The sequence below is a fragment of the Enterobacter sp. kpr-6 genome (assembly GCF_900116015.1).
Lineage (GTDB): Bacteria > Pseudomonadota > Gammaproteobacteria > Enterobacterales > Enterobacteriaceae > Enterobacter_D.
On the sequence record NZ_FOYH01000004.1, the window covers coordinates 41,446 to 67,323 of the forward strand.

The following is a 25,878-nucleotide window of genomic DNA, read 5'->3' on the forward strand; positions in this document are numbered from 1 at the left end:
GCGACAGGAGAGGGAAAACAGGGGAAGAGAAACGTTGCCGGGCAGAGGTGCGCCGCCCGGCAACGGAGAGGGTTAAGCCACGTCTTTCTCAGCGTCCGGCATGGTCGGGACCAGTACCGTTGGCTTGTTATCGATTCGCGTAACTAATAGCTGATCGATACGGAAGTTATCAATATCCACCACTTCGAACTTAAAGCCGTGGAATTTCACCGAGTCGGTACGTTTCGGGATCTTACGCAGCATGAACATCATGAAACCGCCGATGGTTTCATAATTGCCCGATTGCGGGAACTCGTCGATATCCAGCACGCGCATCACGTCATCAATCGGCGTGCCGCCGTCAATCAGCCAGGAGTTTTCATCACGCGCCACGATTTGTTCTTCCTGGCCCTGACCCACAAGGTCGCCCATCAGCGTGGTCATCACATCGTTGAGCGTGATAATCCCCACCACCAGCGCGTACTCGTTCATGATCACCGCGAAGTCTTCCCCGGCGGCTTTGAAACTTTCCAGCGCTTCAGAAAGCGTCAGGGTATCCGGCACGATCAGGGTGTTGCGGATCTGCACGCCGTTCACCAGCGTCAGGCTCTGATTACCGATCACTCGGTTAAGCAGATCCTTGGAATCGACATAACCGATGATGTGGTCGATATCTTCATTACAGACCAGAAACTTCGAATGCGGATGCTCGGCCACTTTATTCTTCAGACTCTGCTCATCTTCATGTAAATCGAACCAGATGATGTTTTCACGCGAAGTCATTGAAGAGGGTACGGTACGGGATTCAAGTTCAAACACGTTCTCAATCAGTTCGTGTTCCTGCTTACGCAGCACGCCTGCCAGCGCACCGGCCTCGACCACCGCATAAATATCATCAGAGGTGATGTCGTCTTTGCGCACCATCGGCAGTTTGAAAATGCGGAAAATCACATTCGCCAGACCGTTAAAGAACCAGACCAGCGGCGTGAAAATGAACAGGCAGAAGCGCATCGGGTTGATGATGCGCAAAGCCACAGCTTCGGGCGCAATCATACCGATGCGTTTCGGAGTGAGATCCGCAAACAGGATGAACAAACTGGTCACAAGGGTGAAGGAGATCATGAAGCTGAGCTGATCGGCCAGCTCCGGCGACACCACATTAACGAGCACACTATAAAAAGCAGGGGAGAAGGCCGCATCGCCTACGATACCGCCAAGAATAGCGACCGCGTTCAGGCCAATTTGTACCACGGTAAAGAACATGCCAGGCGTTTCCTGCATTTTCAGGATGCGCATCGCGTTGATATTGCCCTCATCAGCCAGCAGCTTCAGTTTGATTTTACGGGAGGCGGCAAGTGAAATCTCCGACAGGGAGAAAAATGCACTCACGGCAATCAGGCAAAGTATTAGCAAAATACTGTTTAACATATCTTATCCGGCGTGTAGCCAGATCCTCGGAAGGGAAGGGTTGAAAAACTAAGGGTTAAAACGGTGTGAAATCAAGCCCAAAAGGTGTGGGCCAGCAATTTCAGGGCTTAGTATAGCCTAAGCCCCACTGAGGCTGCCAGCAGTGTAAGCGGAACGTTACATGGCGGCATAGTGGCTTACTTCGATCCATTACATTTACTGATAGATGATGGCTTTCATTTTACAGATGGTTTAAATTCATTCTGATTGTAAGGTTTTCCTTAAGCGGCACCATTACCAGGTTAATTGCATTAAGAAGTCGGGGAGAAGCGCCGGGACACAACGTGTTTTTCTTGATGAATGTAAGTTTATTGTTATCAGTTTGATACGAGCGATTTTAACCTATTTGAACAGGATAGATAATGGCCCGAATTATACTTGCCGATGCGGAGCAGTGGCAGAACAGCGATACAGAAGTATTGCAGGTTATTCTTAAGGGTACCTGCACCTCTTTTGCCGAAATAATGGGTTACGAGCTTGAGAAAAACATTATTGTCAGTAATCGATTAGGGGACGATCCCCCGATGATTTTCTATCCGCAGGACTCTGTGGAAGACCGCGAAAATTACAAAATTGCCCTCAATATTCCTGATGTCAGCGACTGGGGCGAGATCATCTATCAGTTTTCTCATGAAGTGGGCCATGCGTACTGCCAGTATTTTAAAGCCCCGGTGCATAAACAGAAATGGTTCGAAGAAGCGCTCTGTGAAGCGATTGCCATGAGTAATTTGCATTACATGTTTCATCACTGGGACACGCTGGGTTTAGCGGACGATCCGCGCGTTAATGCCCTGCGCGAGGAGCCCCTGCGCTGGCTTAATGAAAACCTGCGCGATGTGCCGAAAGACATTTCCACCGCCAGAATTTTAGAATTTATTAATACCTGCCTGCCGGTATTTGAAATTAAAAGCATCACCAAAATCTGGGACCAGGATAATACAAATAAACTCAGAGCCATCTCTTATTATTTGTGTGCGAACCTGTTTTATAACGATGTGCATCGCTGGAAAGCGGTGAAATATTTCAATGAATGGGACACCAGCGCGGATAAAAACTTTGCCGATTTCATGAGGAACTGGGTAAAGCATGGCGACGATAACGTCAAACTGGTGGTCACAACGCTAGGTTTTGTTTTTTAAAAACGCGCGCAGACCCGGCGCATCGGGTCTGCGCGGCGGAACGTCACGGTAAAATATCCACCCACTGCCGCATCTGTGATGAGCGGTAAAGGGCGTCGACGACTGCCTGCGCGCGGGCGGCATCGTCAAGCGTGGCGTAATCGTCTTTTCCTTCCTCACGCACGGCGGCATAAAACTGGCTGATAGCCTGCTGGTGTCCATCCCCCCAGTAACACTTCGCATCGCCTTCCGGCGGCGCATCGCAGGCCAGCAGGGTGCGTTCATTTTCCGTGATGCGCCAGAGCCGGCTTTCCTCCAGACGTAACAGCCCCCGCTCGCCGTGGATCTCCAGTTGCAGCGGCGAATCCGTGCTGTAGCAGGTGGTGGCGTGAAACACGCCGTGCGCGCCGTTGGTAAACCTCAGCATCGCCATCGCGCTGTCTTCTGTTTCGATGATGTCACTGAGCAAGGTACTGTCCACGACGCCTTTCACCCGGCTGACGCCGCCCGCAAACCACTGCATCAAATCCAGAGTGTGAATGGCCTGGTTAATCAGCAGGCTGCCGCCTTCGGTGGCAAAGCGTCCGCGCCAGCCGCTGTCGGTGTAATATGCGCCACCGCGCGACCAGGTGAGGCTTGCTTTCATGCCGCGCATGTCGCCAATGCTGCCCTCACGTAATTGCTGCCGGATGGCCTGGCTGGTGGGGTTATGGCGGTTCTGAAAACAGACGCCGAGCCGCCCCTTTGCTTCAGCGGCGGCCTGGCGGATCAGCGACACCTCCAGCAGATTCAGACCGACCGGCTTTTCGCTGAACACATGTTTACCGGCGGTCAGCGAGGCGATGATCATCTCCCGGTGCAGATAATGCGGCGTGCAGATATGCACCGCATCAATATCTTTATCCCGCAGCATCTCGCGGTAATCCACGTAATAGCGGCAATCATAGCGGCGGGCGAGTGCCGCGCCTTTCTCCCGATCGCTCTCCACCAGCGCGGTGAGATGCACCCCCGGCGTATGCCGCAGTCCCTCCACATGGCAGGTATGGATCGCCCCCGCGCCGATAAGCGCGACGTTAAGCCTGTCCATCACAGCCTCCGCAGCCGGGCATTGGCCAGCATTTGCGCCTTCACACACAATTCGGCGGCTTTAAACGCATGGGCCTGGGTCATGGCGTTTTCAGTGCGGTGAATGCAATCCAGAATCAGCTCGCCAAAATAGGGGAAGCCCACTTTACCGGCGACCGGATAGCGGAATTCACCCTCGTGATTGACCAGATACACCACGTCCTGCTCGCCGCGCGTCAGATCGATGTATTTGCGGATCTCGATATAGCCTTCGGTGCCCAGGATCGTCAGCCGCCCGTCGCCCCAGGTCGGCAACCCTTCTGGCGTAAACCAGTCGCAGCGAAAATAGCCGCTCGCGCCGTTTTCGCCTTCCAGCAGCGCATCGCCAAAATCTTCAAAATTGGGATACTGGGGATGGTTCACATTGCGCGCCTGGCTGGCGACGATCCGCGCGTCGGTGTTGCCGGTGTAATAGAGGAACTGCTCGATCTGGTGGCTGCCGATGTCGCAGAGGATGCCGCCAAAATAGCGCCGCTCGTAGAACCAGTCGGGCCGCCCGGTGCCTTCCCGGTGCGGGCCGGTGCCGAGCGTCTGGATCACGCGCCCAATCGCGCCCTGCGCCACCAGTTGCCCGGCAAAAACGGCGCTCTCTACATGCAGGCGCTCGCTGTAATAGACCGCATACTTGCGCCCGGTGCTGGCGACCATCGCTTTGGCATCATCCAGTTGATCGAGCGTGGTGAGCGGCGCTTTGTCGGTAAAATAGTCTTTCCCGGCAGCCATCACCAGCAGCCCCAGCGGGCAGCGTTTGGATGGCACGGCAGCGGCGGCAACCAGCTTGACCGTTTCATCATTCAGGATCGTTTGCAGCGAGGTCGCGGCTTTGGCCTGCGGGTACTGTTGCAGGAATTTATCGACTTTTACCGGATCGGGATCGTAGACCCATTTCAGCGTCGCGCCCGCTTCAATCAGCCCGTTGCACATGCCATAAATATGCCCGTGATCGAGCGCGGTGGCGGCAATCACAAATTCTCCAGGCTGCACCACCGCGTTGGGTTTCCCCGCCGGGGCGTAATTCATTCCGTCCTGCTTATTCATCTTCAGTTCCTCAGGTGTGCTTACCAGGTGCCGGAGGCATCCAGCGTGCGGCTGGTGACGTTTTTATCCACCGACTGCGCGATGCGCGCTTGCAGGCATTCAAGATAGTGTTTTTCATCAATGGGCAGCGTGACCCAGGCATCGGTCCAGGTGGAGAGATGCATGGCGTTGGAGAGCGTTAACCCCCGGATGCCCTCGACGCCCGGCGCAATCAGCGGCTCACCGCGCAGCACGGCGGCACAGAAATTGGTGGTGATCACATGATGATCGCTGCACTCCGGTGGAGTCGGAATATGAACTTCCCAGCACTCCGGTTCACCAAAACCGTTCTGCCAGCGGGCATTAAATTCCGTTTCAGATTCGCGTAAGCGCCAGTAACGCAGTTTGCCATCTTCCACCACCACTTTGCCGCGATCGCCTGCAATCTCCAGGCGGTTAGTTCCGGGCGTTTCGGCCACCGTGGTGATAAACACGCCGGTTGCGCCGTTAGCGTATTCCGCATACGCGGTGACGGTGTCTTCCACTTCAATCTGGCGGCGCTGCCCGAACTGGCAGAACGCGCGCACCCTGACGGGCATCCCCACCAGCCACTGCCAGAGATCGAGCTGGTGCGGGTCCTGATTCAGCAGCACGCCGCCGCCTTCGCCTTTCCACGTCGCGCGCCAGCCGCCGGAGTTGTAATAACTTTGCGAGCGATACCAGTTAGTAATGATCCACGTCGAGCGGCGGATCTCCCCCAGCTCGCCGCTGTCGATCAGATCTTTTACTTTCTGATACAGCGGGTTAGGGCGCTGGTTGTACATAATGCCAAACACCACGTCGCACTCGGCGGCGCACTGGTTCATCTCGCGCACCTGAGCGGTGTAGACGCCCGCGGGTTTTTCGCACAGGGTATGAATGCCGTGGCGCATCGCCAGCATTGAGAGTTCGGGATGCGCGTAATGCGGCGTGGCGACAATCACCGCGTCGATAAGCCCGCTTTCCAGCATGTCGCGGGCATCGCTGAACAGCCCGACTTGCTCGCCCACCAGCGCGCGGATGGCGTCATGTCTGGTTAAATCGTTGTCGCACACGGCGCACAGACGCGCCTCTTTGACCTGGCCTGCAAGCAGATAGCGGGCGTGCACGCTGCCGATGTTACCCACGCCGATGATCCCAAAACGTACCCTGTCCATGTCATACCTTTTCAGTTCGAGGAGAGATAGCCCGAAGGTAAAAAAGGGCATCCCCGGCGGCAAATACAATTTGTGAGAATGCTCGCAGGCCGGGGAGGTAAAGCGGCAGGACTAATAAAAAAAGTTTTAGAATCATTGGCCTGGCGTTGCAAAAATTTGCAGTTTTTGATTGCGAGCGGGATCACACTATGGCGGGCAGGCTAAAAATGGACGAAATCGCGGTGCAAACGGGCTATTCCGTCAGCACCGTGTCGCGGGTGTTGAGCGGCAAGTCTTACACCAGCGATCGCGCGCGGGAGGCGATTGTGCAGTGCGCGCGCAGGCTTGGCGTACTGGAGGACCTGGCCTGCGGGCGCTTATTGATCAACGGGATCGCCGTCTTTGCGCCCGCCCGCACCTTCAGCGCGCGCGGCGATCTGTTTTACCACGAAGTGACGCGCGGCATTGCGCAGGCCACGGCCCCGCACGACGTCCACATCAGCTATTGCAGTCTGGAGGAACAACACGCCGACATCGCGCTGTTTCTGCAAAAAGCGGGCGATAAGAACAGCAACGCTATCATTATTATCGGCGTGGACGATCCCACCGTGCTCAAGCTGGCGGAAACCCTGGGCAAGCCGTGCGTACTGATTAATGCAGATAACCGCGAGCGGCGGCTGGACGCGGTCTCCCCGGATCATCGCGCCATCGGGTTTAACGCCGCCCGCCACCTGCTTGAGCGCGGCTACCGGCGAATTCTGACCATCACCACCCTGCGGCGCGAGACGCTGTATGTGCGTCTTGAAGGGGTGAAAGAGGCGTACCGGCACTTTCATGTGGCGTTCGATCCAAAGCAGGATTTGATGGTGACGGAGGGATTTAGCGCCAGCGAAGCTGCCAGCATGCTCACCGCCTGGCTGGAGAGCCGCCCGAAAGCCCAGTGGCCGCAGGCGCTGTTATGCGCAAGCGCGGAGATGGCCACCGGCATGAAACAGGCCCTGAAACCGCACGGGCTGCGGATCCCGGAAGATATCGCGCTGATAAGCACGGATTTTGACTGGCATCTTGAACACGGCGCAACGGGACCGGTCAGCGGCATCGCCGTACCCTGCCGCGAGCTGGGCGTGGAGGCGGTGCATCTGCTGCAAACGCGACTTAACCGCCCGCAGGCCCCTGTGTTTAATCTGCTGCTCCAGGGGCGGCTGGTGGAGGGCGGGACGGTGCTGGATGCGACGCGCTTTGCGGCGCTGCCACGGTTTTAGTTTTCCCCTCACCCTAACCCTCTCCCCATGGGAGAGGGGACATTCCGCGCTCTGTCACGGTTTTCCCCCTCTCCCTCAGGGAGAGGGTCGGGGAGAGGGTGAGGGCTCGCCTTTCTCCCTCTCCCTCAGGGAGAGGGCCGGGGTGAGGGTGAAAGTCACATAAGCCTTGGCAACAGACTAAACACATTACCAAACCAGCACACTATCACCACAACCCCGAAGGTAATCACAATGACTGGAATGACGCGCCCGCCCCACACGGTAAACATTTGATCCGGGAATTTTTGCCGGGACTTCAGCGCCAGTATCGCAGGAATAATCACCGCCCAGATGGTTGCGCATAACCCCGCGCCACCAATACCGTAAATAAACCCATTCGGGAAAAACAAATACAGGATCGTCGGTGGCAGAAAGGTCAGCAGGATAGTTTTAAAACGGCCGCTGTGGGAATTAGTAAATTTAAATAAATCTGCCAGGAAATCGAACAGGCCCAGCGTGACACCAAAAAAAGAACTCGCTACGGCCAGATTCGAGAACACCAGTAAACAAAACTCGATCATCTTACTCTGGTTGGTGCCAAGGAATGAGTTAACCAGCGCGTCAACATTCCCGCCTGAGGCGATAATACCTTTAAACGCTTCGCGCGAGATATTACCCATCGTGCAGTAGAGCCAGAATAAATAAATGAGCAGGGCAAGAGAGGAGCCAAATACAATGCTTTTTATTAACTTATCTTTTCTCTTGCCATAACAGATGATAAGGCTGGGAATATTTCCATGGAAACCGAACGAGGCCAGGCATACAGGGATCGCCATAAAAATATAAGGAAAGAAGGAGCGGCTTGCTTCGCTTGCGCCATCAGTCCCGCGTAAAATCGTGTAATCGACCTGAAAGAAAAACGAACCAAAGACGATCACAAACGCGAGGATCTTAATGCCGAGAAAAAGGGAGGTGATCCTGCTGGCCGCCAGTGAGCTAAACCATAAAACGGCGGCAACAAAAAGTGCCGTGCAAACGCCGATGATCTTTGGATTAACATGCTCTCCTGAGTGCATGGAGATCGTTTCACTGATAATTGCGCCGTTAGCGGAGATATAGGCATACGTCAGAATATACAACACGAAAGCGACGGTAAGGCCGCTGAAAATATTCCATTTATTGCCGAGTAAATCTTTGGTGATAGTATTAAAACTCGAACCAACAGGGTAATTTAAATTGGCTTCCAGTAACAATAAACCCGAGTGCAGCATTGAAAACCAGGCGATAATCAATATGAACGCACCCCAAAAAAACCAGGCACCTGCAAGATCAACGGGTAAAGCAAACATCCCCCCACCAATTACGGTTCCGGCAATAACCATAATTCCCCAAAACGATGAATGCCTGGTATTGGAACTTTCTTCCATGTGAGCCTCTTATCTGGTGTTATATATCATTATTAGTGCTTTATATTTTTATGGTGTATGAAGGATAAATGGCTATAGGTTATAGCCATTTATCGCGGGGGAGGGATGATCAGATCTCTTTCAGTTTGGCGGTAAAGTGACGTAACACTTTAGGCTCATAAGTGAAGGTCAATCCCTTTATATTTTTGGCATTTTCTTTCACATGGCTGAAGGCTTCGATAATAAAATCCATATGCGACTGGGTGTAGGTTGCGCGTGGGATCGTTAAGCGCAGCAGTTCAGCCGGGCAGGGTAATTGCTCCCCGGTTTTCGGATCTCTGCCCAGCAGGAATGAACCAATTTCCACCGCTCTGATGCCCGCCACTTTGTATAACTCACAGGCAAGCGCCTGCGCCGGGAACTGCGCGGCAGGGATATGAGGCAATAATTTACCGGCATCAACAAACGCAGCATGTCCCCCGGCCTGCTGGCAGGTCACACCAATGGCTTCAAGACCGTCAACCAGATACTGGATCTGGGTAATGCGATAGGCCAGCCAGTCCTGATTCATCCCGTCACGCAGCCCCACGGCCAGGCGTTCCATGGCCCCGCCTTCCAGACCGCCATAGGTGGGGAAGCCTTCCTGAACGACGCAAAGGGTCCGGCACTCGGTATACACATCAAAATAACGATCGTCTTTGATGCACAATAATCCGCCCATTGGCACCATCGCATCTTTCTTCGCCGACATCGCCAGCATATCGGCATATTTATAAGTCTCACGCGTAATCTCTTCGATGCTCCAGTCCTGATAACCGGGTTCGCGTTGCTGAATAAAATAAGCGTTTTCTGCAAAGCGTGCGGAATCCATGACCACCGGAATATCGTATTTTTGCGCAATCTCATACATCGCTTTCAGGTTGGCCAGAGAGACGGGCTGGCCACCCGCGGAATTACAGGTGATAGTAGAAACAATATAAGGGACATTATTTGCGCCAACTTCCTGGATACCTTCTTCCAGCTTATCCAGTTCAAAATCGCCTTTAAAGTCATAACGCGCGGCGGTATCAAAGGCTTCTTTGATATAAACATTTCGCACCGTACAGCCGTTTATCTGGCTGTGGCCCTGGGTGGTATCAAAGAAATAGTTTGAGAACGCCACCATTTTTGACCGGTCGAGGCCTTTTTCCTGTTCGCGCTTGCGAATTAATACCGGAATATAAATCTGTTCAGCGCCGCGTCCCTGGTGGGTGGGAATGGTGTACTGGTAACCGAAAATATTTTTTACCGCTTCGGCAAGGGCGTAATAACTCCGGCTGCCGCTGTAGGCTTCATCGCCGCGCATCATGGCGGCCTGCATATTCTGGGTCACGGCCCCGGTACCGCTGTCGGTCAGCAAATCAATAAACACATCTTCGCTGTCAAGCAGGAAGGGGTTCATACCGGAGTTAATAATCGCCTTTTCACGATATTCACGGGTGGTACGTTTTACCGGTTCAATAACACGAATACGAAAGGGCTCTGGCAAATGTTTAAAATTATTCATTGTATAATCCTTTACTAAATTAATATGTTGCTTGTAGCGATCCACCGATGATGAATCACCAGGGTTATCTGAAGAGGTCTGTTTTAATTAAGGCGTGCGCGTGCGCTCTGTATTTCCTGAGACTATCTTTTCGCATACCAAAAAAGAGGCGTGCGAACAGATTAACTGCGGATATACAGCCAGTGGCCTGAATTATACAGAATCAGCGAAACAAACAGCGTTATCTGTTTATTTGCCTGGAAGAAGGGGGGAGTTAAGGGCGATGATTGACGATGATGGAGTCAATGTTGAACCACTTTGCGGTCATATATGTGTTAAATAAGTTAATCATAATATATCAACCTTTATTAAACATGATGACATGATTAGCGCCTGCGCCTTTTTTGTCCATGGATGTTTAAATGTATTGTGATTAACCTCACGATATATTAAATAAATGACGCCATTCAGCCAGAGAAATAATAAAAATAAAAGACTTCTCCGCCGTAGCGGAGAAGATTAAATCACAGGATACGAGGATTACTGCGGTGGTAAACAGACGCCAATGCCGCCAATGCCACAATATCCATACGGATTTTTATGCAGATACTGCTGGTGATCGTCTTCGGCGTAATAGAAGGGGCCAGCGGTTTTGATCTCGGTGGTGATCTCGCGCGTGTCGCCTTCAGCACGCATTGCGGCCTGGAAACGTTCTAAACTGGCTTTTGCGGCGGCGTCCTGCTCCGGGGTCAGCGGGTAAATTGCGGAGCGGTACTGGGTGCCCTGGTCGTTGCCCTGGCGCATTCCCTGGGCCGGATCGTGGTTCTCCCAGAAGATCTGCAACAGGCGTTCGTAGCTGATGACCGCCGGATCGTACACCACGCGCACCGCTTCGGCGTGCCCGGTCTGACCGCTGCATACTTCGCGGTAGGTCGGGTTCGGCGTATAGCCACCTGCGTAGCCTGCGGCGGTGCTGTAAACGCCCGGCAGAGGCCAGAACAGGCGTTCAACGCCCCAGAAGCAGCCCATGGCGAAATAGGCGATTTCCATGCCGTCCGGCACGTTGGTCATCGAATGCTCATTGACGGCATGCAGACTGGCAACGGGCATTGGAGTGTTGCGACCCGGTAATGCATCCGACTGAGTTACAAGGTGTTTTTTATCAAAAAGACTCACGGTATAGCCTCCGGGGAACAGTAATTGTGGTTAAGGTTGTCATCCGGCCTGTCTTTTAACACAATAAGTGTTGTAAATAGGGCTAAATTTAAACATAAGAAATATTGGGGTAGTCGTCCGTTTTTCAATCCATATTGTTGGATTTTTGTTAAGCCGGTAGCGGCATTTCAGTTTTTTTCCAGGGCCAGGAACCAGGGATATTCAGGAGAGAACGTGCCAAAAATCCGTCTTTTATGTTTTGCCAGTGTGCTGCTGGCAAGCGGCTCTGTCCAGGCGGCAAACGTCCGTTTGCAGGTTGAAGGGCTATCCGGCGCGTTACAAAAAAACGTCCGCGCGCAGTTATCCACCATTGAAAGCGATGAGGTCACGCCCGATCGCCGTTTTCGTGCTCGTGTGGATGACGCCATTCGCGGCGGGCTGAAAGCGTTAGGCTATTACGAACCCACGATTGATTTCGATCTGCGACCCCCGCCGGCAAAAGGCCGTCAGGTACTGATCGCCCGCGTGACGCCGGGGCCGCCGGTGCGCATTGGCGGCACGGGCGTGATCCTGCGCGGCGGCGCACGTGACGACCGGGATTATCTCGACCTGCTCAAAAACCGTCCGAAGACCGGTACGGTACTCAACCATAAAGATTACGACAGCTTCAAAAAATCGCTCACCAACGTGGCGCTGCGCAAAGGCTACTTCGACAGCGCCTTCAATAAACACCAGTTGGGCATTGCTCTCGATCGCCATCAGGCGTTCTGGGATATCGATTACGACAGCGGCCAGCGCTACCGCTTTGGCGATGTCACCTTCGAAGGCTCGCAGATCCGCGAGGAGTACCTGCAAAACCTGGTGCCGTTTGAAAAAGGCGATTATTACCAGACCAGCGACCTGGCCGAGCTGAACCGCCGCCTCTCCGCGACCGGCTGGTTTAATTCGGTGGTGGTGGCCCCGGAATTTGAAAAATCACGCAAAACCAAAGTGCTGCCGCTGCACGGCGTCGTCTCCCCGCGCACGGAAAACACCATTGAAACCGGCGTCGGCTACTCCACCGACGTAGGGCCGCGCGTCAAAGCGACGTGGAGAAAACCATGGGTCAACTCTTACGGCCACAGCTTTAGCACCAGTACCAGCCTCTCCGCGCCGGAGCAGCAGCTTGATTTCAGCTACAAAATGCCGCTGTTAAAAAATCCTCTGGAGCAGTATTACCTGGTGCAGGGCGGGCTAAAGCGAACCGATCTCAACGATACCGAGTCAGACTCCACCACGCTTGCGCTGTCGCGCTACTGGGATCTCTCCAGCGGCTGGCAGCGGGCCATTAACCTGCGCTGGAGCCTCGATCACTTTACCCAGGGCAAAATCACCAACACCACCATGCTGCTCTATCCGGGCGTGATGATTAGCCGTACCCGCTCGCGCGGCGGGCTGATGCCGACCTGGGGCGACTCGCAGCGCTACTCGATTGATTACTCCAATACCGCGTGGGGTTCAGACGTCGATTTCTCGGTGATTCAGGCGCAAAACGTCTGGATCCGCACCCTCTACGATCGCCACCGCTTTGTCGCGCGCGGCAACCTCGGCTGGATCGAGACCGGCGACTTCGACAAAGTACCGCCGGATCTGCGCTTCTTCGCCGGGGGCGACCGCAGTATTCGCGGCTACAAGTACAAATCGATCTCGCCAAAAGATGACGAGGGCAAGCTGAAAGGGGCGTCAAAACTGGCGACCGGATCGCTGGAGTACCAGTACAACGTGACCGGGAAATGGTGGGGCGCGACCTTTATCGACAGCGGCGAAGCGGTGAGTGATATCCGCCGCAGCGATTTCAAAACTGGCGCGGGCGTGGGCGTGCGCTGGCAGTCTCCGGTCGGGCCGATCAAGCTCGACTTCGCCGTTCCCATCGGCGACAAAGACGAACACGGATTACAGTTTTACATCGGTCTGGGGCCTGAATTATGAGTTTATGGAAGAAGATAAGCCTCGGTATTCTGGTGTTTATCCTGCTGTTGCTGGGCACGGTGGCGTTTTTAATCGGCACCACCACCGGGTTACACACCCTGTTTAAGGCCGCGAACCGCTGGGTGCCGGGCCTTGAAATCGGCCAGGTCACCGGCGGCTGGCGCGATCTGACCCTGAAAAACGTTCGCTACGATAAGCCCGGTGTGGCGGTGAATGCCGGGCAGATCCATCTGGCGGTCAAACTGGGCTGCCTGCGGGACAGCAGCCTGTGCGTGAACGATCTGTCGCTAAAAGATATCAATGTGGTGATAGATAACGACAAACTGCCGAAGTCTGAGCAGGTGGAGGAAGAGGACAGCGGGCCGCTGGATCTCTCCACGCCGTATCCCATCACCCTGAGCCGGGTGGCGCTCAATAATGTGAACATCAAAATCGACGACACCACCGTGTCGGTGATGGATTTCACCACCGGGTTGAACTGGCAGGATAAAAACCTGACCCTGAAACCGACCTCACTTCAGGGGCTGTTAATCGCGCTGCCGAAAGTGGCGGATGTGGCGCAGGAAGAAGTGGTCGAGCCGAAGATCCAGAATCCGCAGCCGGATGAAAAACCGCTCGGCGAGACGCTCAAAGATCTGTTCTCAAAACCGGTGCTGCCGGAAATGACCGATGTGCATTTGCCGCTCAATCTCAATATTGAGGAGTTTCGCGGTGAAACCCTGCGGCTGACCGGCGATACCGACATTCTGGTGCGCAGCCTGCTGCTGAAGGTCAGCACCCTCGACGGCAACATGAAGCTCGACGCGCTGGATATCGACTCTAACCAGGGCACGGTGAACGCCACGGGCACCGCGCAGTTAAGCAACAACTGGCCGGTGGATATCACGCTGAACAGCACGCTCAACGTCGATCCGATCAAAGGCGAGAAAGTGAAGCTGAAAGTCGGCGGCGCGTTGCGCGAGACGCTGGACATCGGGGTGAATCTTTCCGGACCGGTCGATATGGTGCTGCGCGCCAAAACGCAACTGGCCGAAGCGGGGCTGCCGCTTAATCTGGAACTGATCAGCGAACAGCTTTACTGGCCGTTTACCGGCGAGCGCCAGTATCAGGCCGACGACCTGAAGCTGAAACTCAGCGGCAAAATGACCGATTACACCCTCTCATTCAGCACCGCCGTGAAGGGAGAGCAGATCCCGCCTGCGACCATTTTGCTGGACGCTAAAGGCAACGAGCAGCAGATCACTCTCGATAAGCTCACCGTGAATGCGCTGGAAGGTAAAACCGAACTGAAAGGGCTGGTGGACTGGCAGCAGGCGATTAGCTGGCGCGGCGAACTGGCGCTGACCGGCATTAACACCGCGAAAGAAGTACCGGACTGGCCATCGAAACTTAACGGCCTGATTAAGACGCGCGGCAGTCTGTACGGCGGAAGCTGGCAGATGGATATCCCTGAGCTGAAAATCAGCGGCAACGTGAAAGAAAACAAGGTCAACGTTGAGGGATCGCTGAAGGGCAACAGCTACCTGCAATGGGTGATCCCAGGCCTGCATGTGGCGCTGGGCCGTAACAGCGCCGATGTGAAGGGCGAGCTGGGCGTAAAAGATCTCAATCTCGACGCCACCATTGATGCGCCGGGGCTGGATAACGCCCTGCCGGGCCTGGGCGGCACGGCGAAGGGGCTGGTGAAAGTGCGCGGTACGGTCGATGCGCCGCAGGTGCTGGCAGACATTACCGCCCGTGCGCTGCGCTGGCAGGAACTTTCTATTGGCCTGGTACGCGTGGAAGGGGATATCAAATCCACCGATCAGATCGCCGGTACCCTGAATGCCCGCATTGAGCGCATCAGCCAGCCGGGGGTGAACTTAAGCCTGGCGACGCTGACGGCGAAGGGCAGCGAGAAGCAGCACGAGCTACAGCTACGCGTACAGGGCGAGCCGGTATCCGGGCAACTACAACTGGCCGGGAGCTTCGACCGCACCACGCAGCGCTGGAAAGGCAACCTGAGCAATACGCGCTTTGACACGCCGGTCGGCCCATGGGCGCTGAACCGGGAGATTGCGCTGGATTACCGCAATCAGGAGCAGAAAATCAGCATCGGGCCGCACTGCTGGAATAACCCGAATGCCGAACTGTGCATTCCGCAAACGGTGGACGCCGGAGCGGAAGGGCACGCGGTGGTTAACCTCAACCGCTTCGATCTGGCGATGGTGAAATCCTTTATGCCGGAAACCACGCAGGCCAGCGGGACGTTCAGCGGTAAAGCCGACGTCACATGGGACACCACCAAAGAAGGGCTGCCGCAGGGCCAGGTGACGCTCTCCGGGCGTAACGTCCGGGTGACGCAAACCGTCAACGACGCGCCGCTGCTGGTGGCGTTTGATACCCTCGATCTGAACGCGCAACTGCGTAATAACCGCGCCGATCTGGGCTGGATGATGCGCCTGAACAACAACGGCCAGTTTGACGGCCAGGTGCAGATCACCGATCCGCAGGGGCGGCGTAATCTCGGCGGTAACATCAACATCCGTAACTTCTCGATTGCGATGGTTAACGCTATTTTCTCGCGCGGCGAGAAAGCGGCAGGGCTGTTAAACGCCAATCTGCGGCTGGCAGGCAACGTACAAAGCCCGCAACTGTTCGGGCAGATGCAACTGAACGGCGTGGATGTCGACGGCAACTTTATGCCGTTTGATATGCTGCCAAGCCAGGTGGCGATGAACTTCAACGGGCAGCAATCGACGCTACAGGGCGTGGTGCGCACGAAGCAGGGGCAAATCACCCTCGCGGGCGATGCCGACTGGAGCCAGATCGATAACTGGCGCGCGCGGGTGGCGGCGAAGGGCAGCAAAGTGCGGATCACCATTCCGCCGATGGTGCGCCTCGACGCCTCACCGGACGTGGTGTTTGAAGCGACGCCGGAACTCTTTACCCTCGATGGCAACATTGATATCCCGTGGGCGCGCATTGTGGTGCACGAACTGCCGGAGAGCGCGGTGGGCGTGTCAGGCGATGAAGTCATGCTCAATCCTCAACTGGAACCGGAGAAACCGGCCAGCGCGGGCATCCCGATTAACAGCAATCTCACTGTCCATGTCGGTAATAACGTGCGTATGGATGCATTCGGACTAAAAGCCAGACTGACAGGCGATCTGAAAGTTGCACAAGATAATCAAGGGCTTGGCCTGAACGGACAAATAAATATCCCGGAAGGACGCTTCCATGCCTACGGACAGGATTTGATTGTGCGCAAAGGTGAGTTATTGTTCTCGGGCCCACCGGATCAACCTTTGCTTAACATTGAGGCGATCCGTAACCCGGAAGCCACCGAAAACGATGTGATTGCCGGGGTACGCGTGACGGGCACTGCCGATGAACCGAAGGCGGAGATCTTCTCCGACCCGGCGATGTCGCAGCAGGAAGCGTTATCGTATCTGTTACGCGGTCAGGGACTCGACAGTAACCAAAGCGACAGTGCGGCGATGACTTCAGCGCTTGTCGGGCTGGGGGTTGCACAAAGTGGTCAGGTTGTGGGTAGAATCGGCGAGACGTTTGGCGTCAGTAATCTGGCACTGGATACCGCCGGGGTAGGTGATTCCTCTCAGGTGGTGGTCAGCGGCTATGTACTGCCCGGTCTGCAGGTGAAATATGGCGTGGGGATCTTTGACTCTCTGGCGACGCTCACGCTACGTTATCGCCTGATGCCTAAGCTATATCTGGAAGCGGTGTCCGGCGTAGACCAGGCACTTGATTTGCTCTATCAGTTTGAGTTTTAGCAATGCGAATATTTGTCTACGGCAGTTTACGACGCAAACAAGGCAACAGCCACTGGATGACCAATGCTCAGTGGCTGGGCGATCACAGCGTTGAGGATTATCAACTTTACAGCCTGGGCCACTATCCAGGCGCGGTACCCGGCGCGGGCCATGTAGAGGGTGAAGTCTATCGTATCGACTCGGCAACACTATCCGAGCTGGATGCATTACGCACCGCAGGCGGGGAATATAAACGCCAGCTGATCCAGACGCCTTACGGAAGTGCATGGATGTACGTGTATCAACGTCCGGTTGAGGGACGTACATGGATCGAGTCCGGGAACTGGCTCGACCGGGATCGGTATTAACATAACGCCACCTTCGGGTGGCGTTGTTTTTCAGACATAAAAAAACCTGGCACCAGCGGTAACCAGGTTTTAAAACAGCAGGCTAACTTATTTCTTCGCCGCGCGCTCGAAAGAAGCAACGATTTCAGCTTTCGCCGCTTCTGCGTTGTCCCAGCCGTCCACTTTCACCCATTTGCCTTTTTCGAGGTCTTTGTAGTGCTCGAAGAAGTGGGAGATTTGCGCTTTCAGCAGTTCCGGCAGATCGTTCACATCTTTGATGTGATCGTATTCTTTGCTCAGTTTGGTGTGCGGAACCGCAACCAGCTTGGCATCTTCGCCCGCTTCGTCGGTCATCTTCAGCACGCCAACCGGACGGCAGCGGATCACAGAACCCGGTTGCAGCGGGTACGGCGTCGGCACCAGTACGTCAACCGGGTCACCGTCCAGAGACAGGGTGTGGTTGATGTAGCCGTAGTTGCACGGATAGAACATCGCGGTGGACATGAAACGGTCAACGAACAGCGCGCCGGTGTCTTTGTCGATTTCATATTTGATCGGATCGGCGTTCGCCGGGATCTCAATCACAACGTAGATATCTTCTGGCAGTTCTTTGCCCGCCGGAACGTTCAGTAAGCTCATGTTTGTTTCCTTTAAAATGTGTGCAAACAAGTGCCGGGTATTATAGCCAACTCACCGGGAATGTCTCTGGCTGTTTTACGCCGCTGCGTTCAACTGGCCGCTTTTTAAGAGCTGTCTGGCAGTCGGATAATCCATAAACATAGCTACATCCTGAATAAATTTGTGGAAGCGGTTACAAAGCAGAATTGGGCGATCGCCCGTGATGTGAAATTGAGCAATTTCAAGTGCCCTCAACATGTTCATAACACTTTGCTTTTCGCGGGCTGGATCTCATCTAGTCATTAACCTTTCATTCACTTTTCCGAAGTGTGATGTAACGCATTCTGTTACATCCTCCATTGTCTATAGTTTCCCGGCAGGTGAAGTTATAGCCAACAATTACCCTACGAGGATGTCCTTATGTGGAAGCGCTTACTTCTTGTCACAGCAGTTTCGGCAGCCATGTCGTCTATGGCGATGGCCGCTCCGTTAACCGTCGGTTTTTCGCAGGTCGGATCTGAATCCGGCTGGCGAGCCGCTGAAACCAACGTCGCGAAAAGCGAAGCTGAGAAACGCGGCATTACCTTAAAAATCGCTGATGGTCAGCAAAAGCAGGAAAACCAGATTAAAGCCGTGCGCTCGTTCATCGCGCAGGGGGTGGACGCCATCTTTATCGCCCCGGTCGTGGCGACAGGGTGGGAGCCGGTGCTGAAAGAAGCGAAAGATGCTGAAATCCCGGTGTTTTTGCTCGACCGCTCCATCGACGTGAAAGATAAATCGCTTTATATGACCACCGTAACCGCCGACAACGTGCTGGAAGGCAAGCTGATTGGCGAGTGGCTGATTAAAACCGTCGGCGATAAGCCATGTAACGTGGTTGAGTTGCAGGGCACGGTCGGCGCGAGCGTGGCGATTGACCGTAAGAAAGGGTTTGCGGAAGCGATCAGCAAAGCGTCCAACATCAAAATTATCCGTTCCCAGTCCGGCGACTTTACCCGCAGTAAAGGCAAAGAAGTCATGGAGAGCTTCATCAAGGCGGAAAACAACGGCAAGAATATCTGCATGGTTTACGCCCACAACGATGACATGGCGATCGGCGCTATCCAGGCAATTAAAGAAGCAGGCCTGAAGCCGGGCAAAGATATTCTGACCGGTTCTATTGACGGCGTGCCGGACATCTTCAAAGCAATGATGGACGGCGAAGCCAATGCCAGCGTTGAGCTGACGCCAAACATGGCGGGTCCGGCGTTCGATGCGCTGGAGAAATATAAGAAAGATGGCACCAGGCCTGAGCAGTTGACCATTACTAAATCGACGCTTTACCTGCCGGATACGGCGAAAGAAGAGCTCGAGAAGAAACAAAACATGGGTTATTGAGTTAAACCACCCTCACCCCGGCCCTCTCCCTGAGGGAGAGGGGGAAGGGCGGTAACGTGGCAACGCGGGCACAATCGATCCCCTCTCCCTCAGGGGGAAGGGCATCAACGCGGGCACAATCGATCCCCTCTCCCTCAGGGAGAGGGTTAGGGTGAGGGTGATCAATGAATCAACAAGAAATTCTGAGCACGGACGGCTTAAGCAAATTTTTCCCCGGCGTCAAAGCGCTTGATAACGTCAATTTCAGCCTGCGGCGCGGGGAAATCATGGCCCTGCTCGGTGAAAACGGAGCCGGAAAATCCACGCTGATCAAAGCGCTGACCGGGGTTTATCACGCCGATCGCGGGACGATCCGCCTTGAAGGTGAGCTGATCTCGCCAAAAAATACCGCCCATGCCCAGCAACTGGGGATCGGCACCGTGTACCAGGAAGTCAACCTGCTGCCCAATATGTCGGTGGCGGACAACCTGTTTATTGGGCGCGAGCCCCGGCGTTTTGGTTTTCTGCGTCGCAAAGAGATGGAGAAGCGCGCCACCGCGCTGATGGAGTCCTACGGCTTTTCCCTCGACGTGCGTGAGCCGCTGAACCGTTTTTCGGTGGCGATGCAGCAGATCGTCGCCATCTGCCGCGCCATCGATCTCTCCGCCAAAGTGCTGATCCTCGACGAACCCACCGCCAGCCTCGACACCCAGGAAGTGGAGATGCTCTTCACCCTGATGCGCCACCTGCGCGATCGGGGCGTCAGCCTGATCTTCGTCACCCATTTTCTCGATCAGGTCTACGAGGTGAGCGATCGCATTACCGTGCTGCGCAACGGCGGGTTTGTCGGCTGCAAAGAGACGCGCGAACTGCCGCAGATTGAACTGGTGAAAATGATGCTGGGCCGCGAGCTGGACAATAATGCCCTGCAACGCGCGGGCCGCACGCTGCTCAGCGAGCGCCCGGTGGCGGCGTTTAAAGACTTTGGCAAAAAAGGCACCATCTCGCCGTTCGATCTTGAGGTGCGCCCCGGTGAAATCGTCGGCCTCGCCGGGCTGTTAGGATCGGGCCGCACCGAAACCGCCGAAGTGATTTTTGGCATTAAACCCGCCGACAGCGGGACAGCGCTGATCAAAGGCAAACCGCAGACGCTGCGCTCGCCGCATCAGGCGTCAAATCTTGGCATCGGTTTTTGCCCGGAAGACCGCAAAACCGATGGCATTATTGCCGCCGCGTCGGTGCGCGAAAACATCATTCTGGCGTTGCAGGCCCAGCGCGGCTGGCTGCGCCCGATCCCGCGTAAAGAACAAAACGAGATCGCCGCGCGCTTTATTCGCCAGTTGGGGATCCGCACGCCAAGCGCCGAACAGCCGATTGAATTTCTTTCCGGCGGCAATCAGCAAAAAGTGCTGCTCTCGCGCTGGCTGCTGACCAAACCGCAGTTTCTGATCCTCGACGAACCGACGCGCGGCATCGATGTGGGCGCGCACGCCGAGATCATCCGTCTGATTGAAACGCTGTGTGCCGATGGCCTGGCGCTACTGGTCATTTCTTCTGAACTGGAAGAGCTGGTGGGCTATGCGGATCGGGTGATCATCATGCGCGATCGCAAGCAGGTGGCGGAGATCCCGCTCGCGGAACTCTCCGTTCCGGCGATCATGAATGCCATTGCGGCATAAGGAGAAAATTGTGATGTCCCGTTCTCTTCCTCATACTGGCGAGCCGAAGCGTCGCTTCAACTGGCCGACGGGTATGCCGCAGATTATCGCCCTGCTGCTGGTGCTGGTGGTCGACAGCCTGGTTGCGCCGCATTTTTATCAGGTGATTTTGCAGGATGGCCGTCTGTTCGGCAGCCCGATCGATATTCTTAACCGCGCCGCGCCCGTCGCGCTGCTGGCGATCGGCATGACGCTGGTGATCGCCACCGGCGGCATCGATCTTTCCGTAGGGGCGGTGATGGCGATCGCGGGCGCGACGGCGGCGTCGATGACCGTCGCCGGGCACAGCCTGCCGGTGGTGCTGCTGGCCGCACTCGGTTCCGGCGTACTGGCCGGGCTGTGGAACGGTGTGCTGGTGGCCATTCTTAAAATTCAGCCTTTTGTCGCCACCCTGATCTTAATGGTCGCCGGGCGCGGCGTGGCGCAGCTTATTACCTCCGGGCAGATCGTCACCTTCACGGCACCCAATCTCTCCTGGCTTGGCAGCGGTTCGCTGCTGCTGTTCCCGACGCCGGTGATTATCGCGCTGGTCACGCTGGTGGTTTTCTGGCTCTTTACCCGCAAAACGGCGCTCGGCATGTTTATCGAAGCGGTGGGGATTAACATCCGCGCGGCGAAAAATGCCGGGGTGAATACCCGCCTGATGGTCATGCTGACCTATGTACTGAGCGGCGTATGCGCGGCGATCGCGGGCATCATCGTCACCGCTGACATTCGCGGCGCGGACGCCAACAACGCCGGGTTATGGCTGGAACTGGACGCCATTTTAGCGGTGGTGATCGGCGGCGGATCGCTGATGGGCGGGCGCTTTAACCTGCTGCTGTCGGTGGTCGGGGCGCTGATTATTCAGGGTATGAATACCGGGATTTTACTTTCCGGCTTCCCGCCGGAACTCAACCAGGTGGTGAAAGCCGTCGTGGTGCTGTGCGTACTGATTGTGCAGTCGCCGCGCTTTATTGCTTTACTGAAACGGAGCCGTGGTCATGATCAAACGTAACCTGCCGCTGATGATCACGCTCGGCGTGTTCGTGCTCGGCTACCTCTATTGCCTGACGCAGTTTCCCGGTTTTGCTTCCACGCGGGTGATCTGCAACATCCTGACCGATAACGCCTTTTTAGGGATTATCGCCGTCGGCATGACCTTTGTGATCCTCTCCGGCGGGATTGACCTGTCGGTGGGCTCGGTGATCGCCTTTACCGGGGTGTTCCTCGCCAAAGCGATTGGTTTCTGGGGCATTTCGCCGCTGCTGGCGTTCCCGCTGGTGCTGGCGATGGGCTGCGCATTTGGCGCGTTTATGGGGCTTTTAATCGACGCGCTGAAAATTCCGGCGTTCATTATTACCCTTGCCGGGATGTTCTTTTTACGCGGCGTCAGTTATCTGGTGTCGGAAGAGTCGATCCCCATCAACCACCCGGTCTACGACACGCTCTCAAGCCTGGCATGGAAGATCCCCGGCGGCGGGCGCTTGAGCGCCATGGGCCTGCTGATGCTGGGCGTGGTGATCATCGGGATTTTCCTCGCTCACCGCACGCGCTTTGGCAATGAGGTCTACGCCATCGGTGGAAATGCAACTTCAGCCAATCTGATGGGTATCTCCACGCGCAGCACCACGATCCGCATTTATATGCTTTCAACCGGGCTTGCCACGCTCGCCGGGATTGTGTTCTCCGTTTATACCCAGGCGGGCTACGCGCTGGCTGGCGTCGGGGTGGAACTGGATGCGATTGCCTCGGTGGTAATCGGCGGCACGCTGCTCAGCGGCGGGGTCGGCACGGTACTCGGCACGTTATTTGGTGTGGCGATCCAGGGGCTGATCCAGACCTACATCAATTTTGACGGTACGCTCAGTTCCTGGTGGACAAAAATCGCCATCGGCATTTTGTTGTTTATTTTTATTGCCTTACAACGTGGTCTGACGGTGCTGTGGGAAAATCGCCAGAGCTCGCCAGTGACGCGCGTTAGCACGGCGGCAACAAAGCAGTAACACATTGAATTGTCTAAAAAAGCACTAAAGATATTCCGGTAGCGGCCGATAACCTTTCGTTACGCATATTTTCGCCACGAAGTATCCTGCTACCGGAATCATCAACATGCTAAAAACGCTATCGATTCGCACCGGCTTGCTTTCCTTACTGGCCGTTATGACCTTACTCCTGCTGCTGGTGAGCGGCATGGGGATTTACGCCCTTACGCAAAGTTCCTCTTCACTGCAACGTATTAACCACCTTCAGGGGGAGCAAATGGCTCGCCTTAACGAAGGCTACAACCTGATCCTGCGGGCGCGAAATGAAGCGGGCCAGGCCGTTCGCATGATGGAAGTCGGCCTGCTCGACGATGCCGCCAAATCGGTCAAAAACATCAACGGCGAAATCGCGCAGGCGCAAAAAAGTATGCAGGCGGTAATTAACGCTGGCGTGGACGATGAGAAGGGCAAACCGCTGCTTGAGAAGGTCGCCCGCAGCTATAACGCATTTAATACGCAGGGCATCGTGCCGATGCTGGGCGCACTTAACGAGCAGAGCGCTGACAGCTATTACGATCTGCTGGAAAACAAACTGATCCCGGTCTCCCGCCAGTTTGATACCGATATGCAGGCTTTCCTGAAGTGGGGAGAGGCGCGCGGTAAAACGGAAGTGGACGACGTACAGCGCAGTAAAAACCGCGTGATGCTGTTTATCGTGATTGCCGCGCTGCTGACGGCGGGCATTATCGTACTGGCGTGGATGGTGCTGCGCCATATGCTGCTCAAGCCGCTGGATGCCTCCATTAAACAGCTTGAGCAGGTGGCCGCAGGCGATCTGCTTCCGGCTAACGCGCATCCGGCAAGCCAGGAATTTACCCGCCTGAATGCGGCAATTGAAGAGATGCGTCAGTCGCTGGTGGAATCCGTCACCCGCGTGCGTGATGCCAGCGCGCAAATTGATACCGGTAGCCGCGAGCTGACCGCCGGGAATATGGATCTGGCCCAGCGCACTGAATCCAACGCCACCTCCCTTGAGCAGACGGCGGCGAGCATGGAAGAGATCACCGCGACGGTGAAACAGAACGCCGATAACGCCGAGCAGGCGCACCAACTGGCGAAAACGGTATCCGACACCGCCGATCGCGGCAGCGAAATGGTCTGCTACGTGATTGAAAAGATGAGCGATATCTCCGGCAGTGCCAACCGCATCGCCGACATCCTGAGCGTTATCGACGGCATTGCTTTCCAGACCAATATCCTCGCGCTGAACGCCTCGGTGGAAGCCGCCCGCGCGGGTGAGCAGGGTCGCGGATTTGCGGTGGTTGCCGGTGAAGTGCGTAACCTCGCCAGCCGCAGCGCCGATGCCGCCAAAGAGATCCGCACGCTGATTAAAGATTCCCAGACCCACGTGAGCGAAGGCAGCGATCTGGCGATGCAGGCCGGGGAAACCATGGACGAAATCGCCGGGGAAGTTATGCGCATGACGAAGCTGATGCGTGAAATCGCCAGCGCCTCCCACGAGCAGAGCCGGGGGATTGAGCAGGTGAATATTGCGGTCAATCAGATGGACGAAACCGCGCAGCAGAACTCGGCGCTGGTGCAGCAGTCCTCTGCCGCGACGCGCTCGCTGGAAGAGCAGTCAAGGGAGTTGATGGAAGCGATGGCGTCGTTCAGGTTGCAGACGGCGGGGTAGAACGTTTCCCCTCACCCCGGCCCTCTCCCTCAGGGAGAGGGGGATCGGTTCCCTCTCCCTGAGGGAGAGGGTTAGGGTGAGGGTGAAAATTACGGGTGAGGGTGAAAATTACGCGTCCGGGAACTCGCGCATAAACCGCTCTACATCATCCACCATATGCTCATTCCCCACGAAGAACGGGCGGCGCTGGTGCAGGCTTTCCGGCATGATATCCAGAATACGCTCTTTACCGTCGCTCGCTTTACCGCCTGCCTGTTCCGCCAGGAACGCCATCGGGTTGCATTCATACAGCAAACGCAGCTTCCCTTCCGGGTGGCTGGCGGTGCTTGGGTAGAGATAAATCCCGCCTTTCAGCAGGTTACGGTGGAAGTCCGCCACCAGCGAACCAATGTAGCGCGTGGTGTACGGGCGCTGCGTTGACTTATCTTCTTCCTGGCAGAACTTCAGATACTTCTTCACGCCCTGCGGGAATTTAATGTAGTTGCCTTCATTAATGGAGTAAGTGTTGCCCTTTGCCGGGTAGCGCATACGCTCCTGGCACAGGCAGAAGACGCCGAGCGACGGATCGTAGGTGAAAGCGTGAACGCCGCAGCCGGTGGTGTACACCAGCATGGTGGAGGAGCCGTAAACCACATAGCCCGCCGCAACCTGCTTGCTGCCCGGTTGCAGGAAGTCTTCTTCCGTGACCGCAGTGCCGACCGGCGTAACGCGGCGGTAAATAGAGAAGATGGTACCGACAGAAACGTTAACGTCGATGTTGGAAGAACCGTCCAGCGGGTCCATCAGCACCACGTATTTCGCGTGCTCACAGCCTTCAAAAACAACGATTTCATCTTCTTCTTCAGAGGCGATACCCGCAACGATGTCCCGTGCGCGCAGTGCAGCTTTTAGTTTTTCATTGGCGAACAGATCGAGTTTCTGCTGAACCTCGCCCTGTACGTTTTCAGCACCGCTGGCACCGAGAATATCAACCAGTCCGGCTTTGTTGATATCGCGGTGGATGATCTTAGCACCCAGCTTTATCGCTGATAACAAAGCAGTCAGTTCACCGGTAGCGTGAGAAAACTCATGCTGCTTTTCAACGATAAATTCACCTAACGTTTTCATAACACTTCCCTACAATTTATGTGGAGTAAAGCGACTGCAACAATCTTAACAAAGTTTCAAAAGATTGCGCAGAGGTGAATCGCGCCAGCAGACCTGGGATTATCCTGAAATGCATTTCTCTTACGGCAGAACATCGGGGTAAAATGG

20 protein-coding genes are annotated in these 25,878 nt (G+C 55.4%); 10 read left to right on the top strand and 10 right to left on the bottom strand.

Translation table 11 applies throughout. The features are described from left to right. Positions 1-72 precede the first annotated feature (72 nt). Positions 73-1,407: a polyamine export protein PaeA gene (locus tag BM373_RS11900; RefSeq protein WP_090461664.1), complete on the bottom strand. Its 1,335-nt coding sequence runs from the start codon at positions 1,405-1,407 to the stop codon at positions 73-75. Between the two features lie 401 nt (positions 1,408-1,808). Here BM373_RS11900 and BM373_RS11905 point away from each other — a divergent pair, with 401 nt between their 5' ends. Then, positions 1,809-2,585: a hypothetical protein gene (locus tag BM373_RS11905; RefSeq protein WP_090461666.1), complete on the top strand. Its 777-nt coding sequence runs from the start codon at positions 1,809-1,811 to the stop codon at positions 2,583-2,585. Between the two features lie 43 nt (positions 2,586-2,628). Here BM373_RS11905 and BM373_RS11910 read toward each other — a convergent pair whose 3' ends face one another. The 3 genes from BM373_RS11910 to BM373_RS11920 are packed head-to-tail and all read right to left on the bottom strand — an operon-like array spanning position 2,629 to position 5,902. After that, positions 2,629-3,651 (bottom strand): Gfo/Idh/MocA family protein, encoded by a 1,023-nt coding sequence (locus tag BM373_RS11910; RefSeq protein WP_090461668.1) that lies wholly within the window; start codon positions 3,649-3,651, stop codon positions 2,629-2,631. After that, positions 3,651-4,727 (bottom strand): Gfo/Idh/MocA family protein, encoded by a 1,077-nt coding sequence (locus BM373_RS11915; RefSeq protein ID WP_090461670.1) that lies wholly within the window; start codon positions 4,725-4,727, stop codon positions 3,651-3,653. Before BM373_RS11915 ends, BM373_RS11910 begins: the two co-directional genes overlap by 1 nt. Before the next feature lie 20 nt (positions 4,728-4,747). Further along, positions 4,748-5,902 (bottom strand): Gfo/Idh/MocA family protein, encoded by a 1,155-nt coding sequence (locus BM373_RS11920; RefSeq protein WP_090461672.1) that lies wholly within the window; start codon positions 5,900-5,902, stop codon positions 4,748-4,750. Between the two features lie 188 nt (positions 5,903-6,090). On the opposite strand from BM373_RS11920, the gene BM373_RS11925 reads away from it, so the two are divergent. Then, complete coding sequence (locus tag BM373_RS11925) at positions 6,091-7,143, top strand: LacI family DNA-binding transcriptional regulator (RefSeq protein WP_090461674.1); 1,053 nt, start codon at positions 6,091-6,093, stop codon at positions 7,141-7,143. A gap of 155 nt (positions 7,144-7,298) precedes the next feature. Here BM373_RS11925 and tnaB read toward each other — a convergent pair whose 3' ends face one another. The 4 genes from tnaB to msrA form a co-directional block, all read right to left on the bottom strand. After that, positions 7,299-8,549, bottom strand: coding sequence for a low affinity tryptophan permease TnaB (tnaB, locus tag BM373_RS11930; protein ID WP_090461676.1), 1,251 nt, complete (start codon positions 8,547-8,549; stop codon positions 7,299-7,301). A 109-nt stretch (positions 8,550-8,658) separates the two neighbouring features. After that, entirely contained in the window at positions 8,659-10,074 is a 1,416-nt protein-coding gene (tnaA, locus tag BM373_RS11935; RefSeq protein WP_090461678.1) for a tryptophanase, read from the bottom strand. 253 nt (positions 10,075-10,327) lie between these two features. Continuing rightward, positions 10,328-10,405, bottom strand: coding sequence for a tryptophanase leader peptide (locus BM373_RS21970; protein ID WP_218159470.1), 78 nt, complete (start codon positions 10,403-10,405; stop codon positions 10,328-10,330). Between the two features lie 188 nt (positions 10,406-10,593). After that, complete coding sequence (msrA, locus tag BM373_RS11940) at positions 10,594-11,229, bottom strand: peptide-methionine (S)-S-oxide reductase MsrA (protein ID WP_090461680.1); 636 nt, start codon at positions 11,227-11,229, stop codon at positions 10,594-10,596. 213 nt (positions 11,230-11,442) lie between these two features. On the opposite strand from msrA, the gene tamA reads away from it, so the two are divergent. The 3 genes from tamA to BM373_RS11955 are packed head-to-tail and all read left to right on the top strand — an operon-like array spanning position 11,443 to position 17,296. Then, a complete protein-coding gene (gene tamA / locus BM373_RS11945; protein WP_090461682.1) occupies positions 11,443-13,176 on the top strand; it encodes an autotransporter assembly complex protein TamA in 1,734 nt (577 codons plus the stop codon). Next, complete coding sequence (gene tamB / locus BM373_RS11950; protein WP_090461684.1) at positions 13,173-16,949, top strand: autotransporter assembly complex protein TamB; 3,777 nt, start codon at positions 13,173-13,175, stop codon at positions 16,947-16,949. The genes tamA and tamB overlap by 4 nt, the downstream gene beginning before the upstream one ends. 2 nt (positions 16,950-16,951) lie before the next feature. After that, positions 16,952-17,296, top strand: a complete 345-nt coding sequence (locus BM373_RS11955; protein WP_090461685.1) for a gamma-glutamylcyclotransferase family protein — start codon at positions 16,952-16,954, stop codon at positions 17,294-17,296. 87 nt (positions 17,297-17,383) lie between these two features. On the opposite strand, the gene ppa is transcribed toward BM373_RS11955, so the two are convergent. Beyond that, positions 17,384-17,914, bottom strand: coding sequence for an inorganic diphosphatase (gene ppa / locus BM373_RS11960; RefSeq protein WP_090461687.1), 531 nt, complete (start codon positions 17,912-17,914; stop codon positions 17,384-17,386). 399 nt (positions 17,915-18,313) lie between these two features. Between ppa and ytfQ the strand changes: the two genes are divergently transcribed. The 5 genes from ytfQ (at position 18,314) to BM373_RS11985 (ending at position 24,624) form a co-directional block, all read left to right on the top strand. After that, entirely contained in the window at positions 18,314-19,270 is a 957-nt protein-coding gene (gene ytfQ, locus BM373_RS11965) for a galactofuranose ABC transporter substrate-binding protein YtfQ (RefSeq protein WP_090461689.1), read from the top strand. Between the two features lie 164 nt (positions 19,271-19,434). Beyond that, on the top strand, positions 19,435-20,928 hold the full coding sequence (gene ytfR, locus BM373_RS11970; protein WP_090461690.1) for a galactofuranose ABC transporter, ATP-binding protein YtfR: 1,494 nt from the start codon (positions 19,435-19,437) through the stop codon (positions 20,926-20,928). Positions 20,929-20,938: 10 nt separating this feature from the next. Then, positions 20,939-21,964, top strand: a complete 1,026-nt coding sequence (gene ytfT / locus BM373_RS11975; protein WP_090461692.1) for a galactofuranose ABC transporter, ATP-binding protein YtfT — start codon at positions 20,939-20,941, stop codon at positions 21,962-21,964. Further along, positions 21,951-22,952, top strand: a complete 1,002-nt coding sequence (gene yjfF / locus BM373_RS11980; RefSeq protein WP_090461694.1) for a galactofuranose ABC transporter, permease protein YjfF — start codon at positions 21,951-21,953, stop codon at positions 22,950-22,952. The genes ytfT and yjfF overlap by 14 nt, the downstream gene beginning before the upstream one ends. Positions 22,953-23,058: 106 nt before the next feature. Continuing rightward, a complete protein-coding gene (locus BM373_RS11985; RefSeq protein WP_090461696.1) occupies positions 23,059-24,624 on the top strand; it encodes a methyl-accepting chemotaxis protein in 1,566 nt (521 codons plus the stop codon). Between the two features lie 108 nt (positions 24,625-24,732). Here BM373_RS11985 and fbp read toward each other — a convergent pair whose 3' ends face one another. Further along, positions 24,733-25,731 (bottom strand): class 1 fructose-bisphosphatase, encoded by a 999-nt coding sequence (gene fbp / locus BM373_RS11990; RefSeq protein ID WP_090461698.1) that lies wholly within the window; start codon positions 25,729-25,731, stop codon positions 24,733-24,735. Between the last annotated feature and the right edge of the window lie 147 nt (positions 25,732-25,878).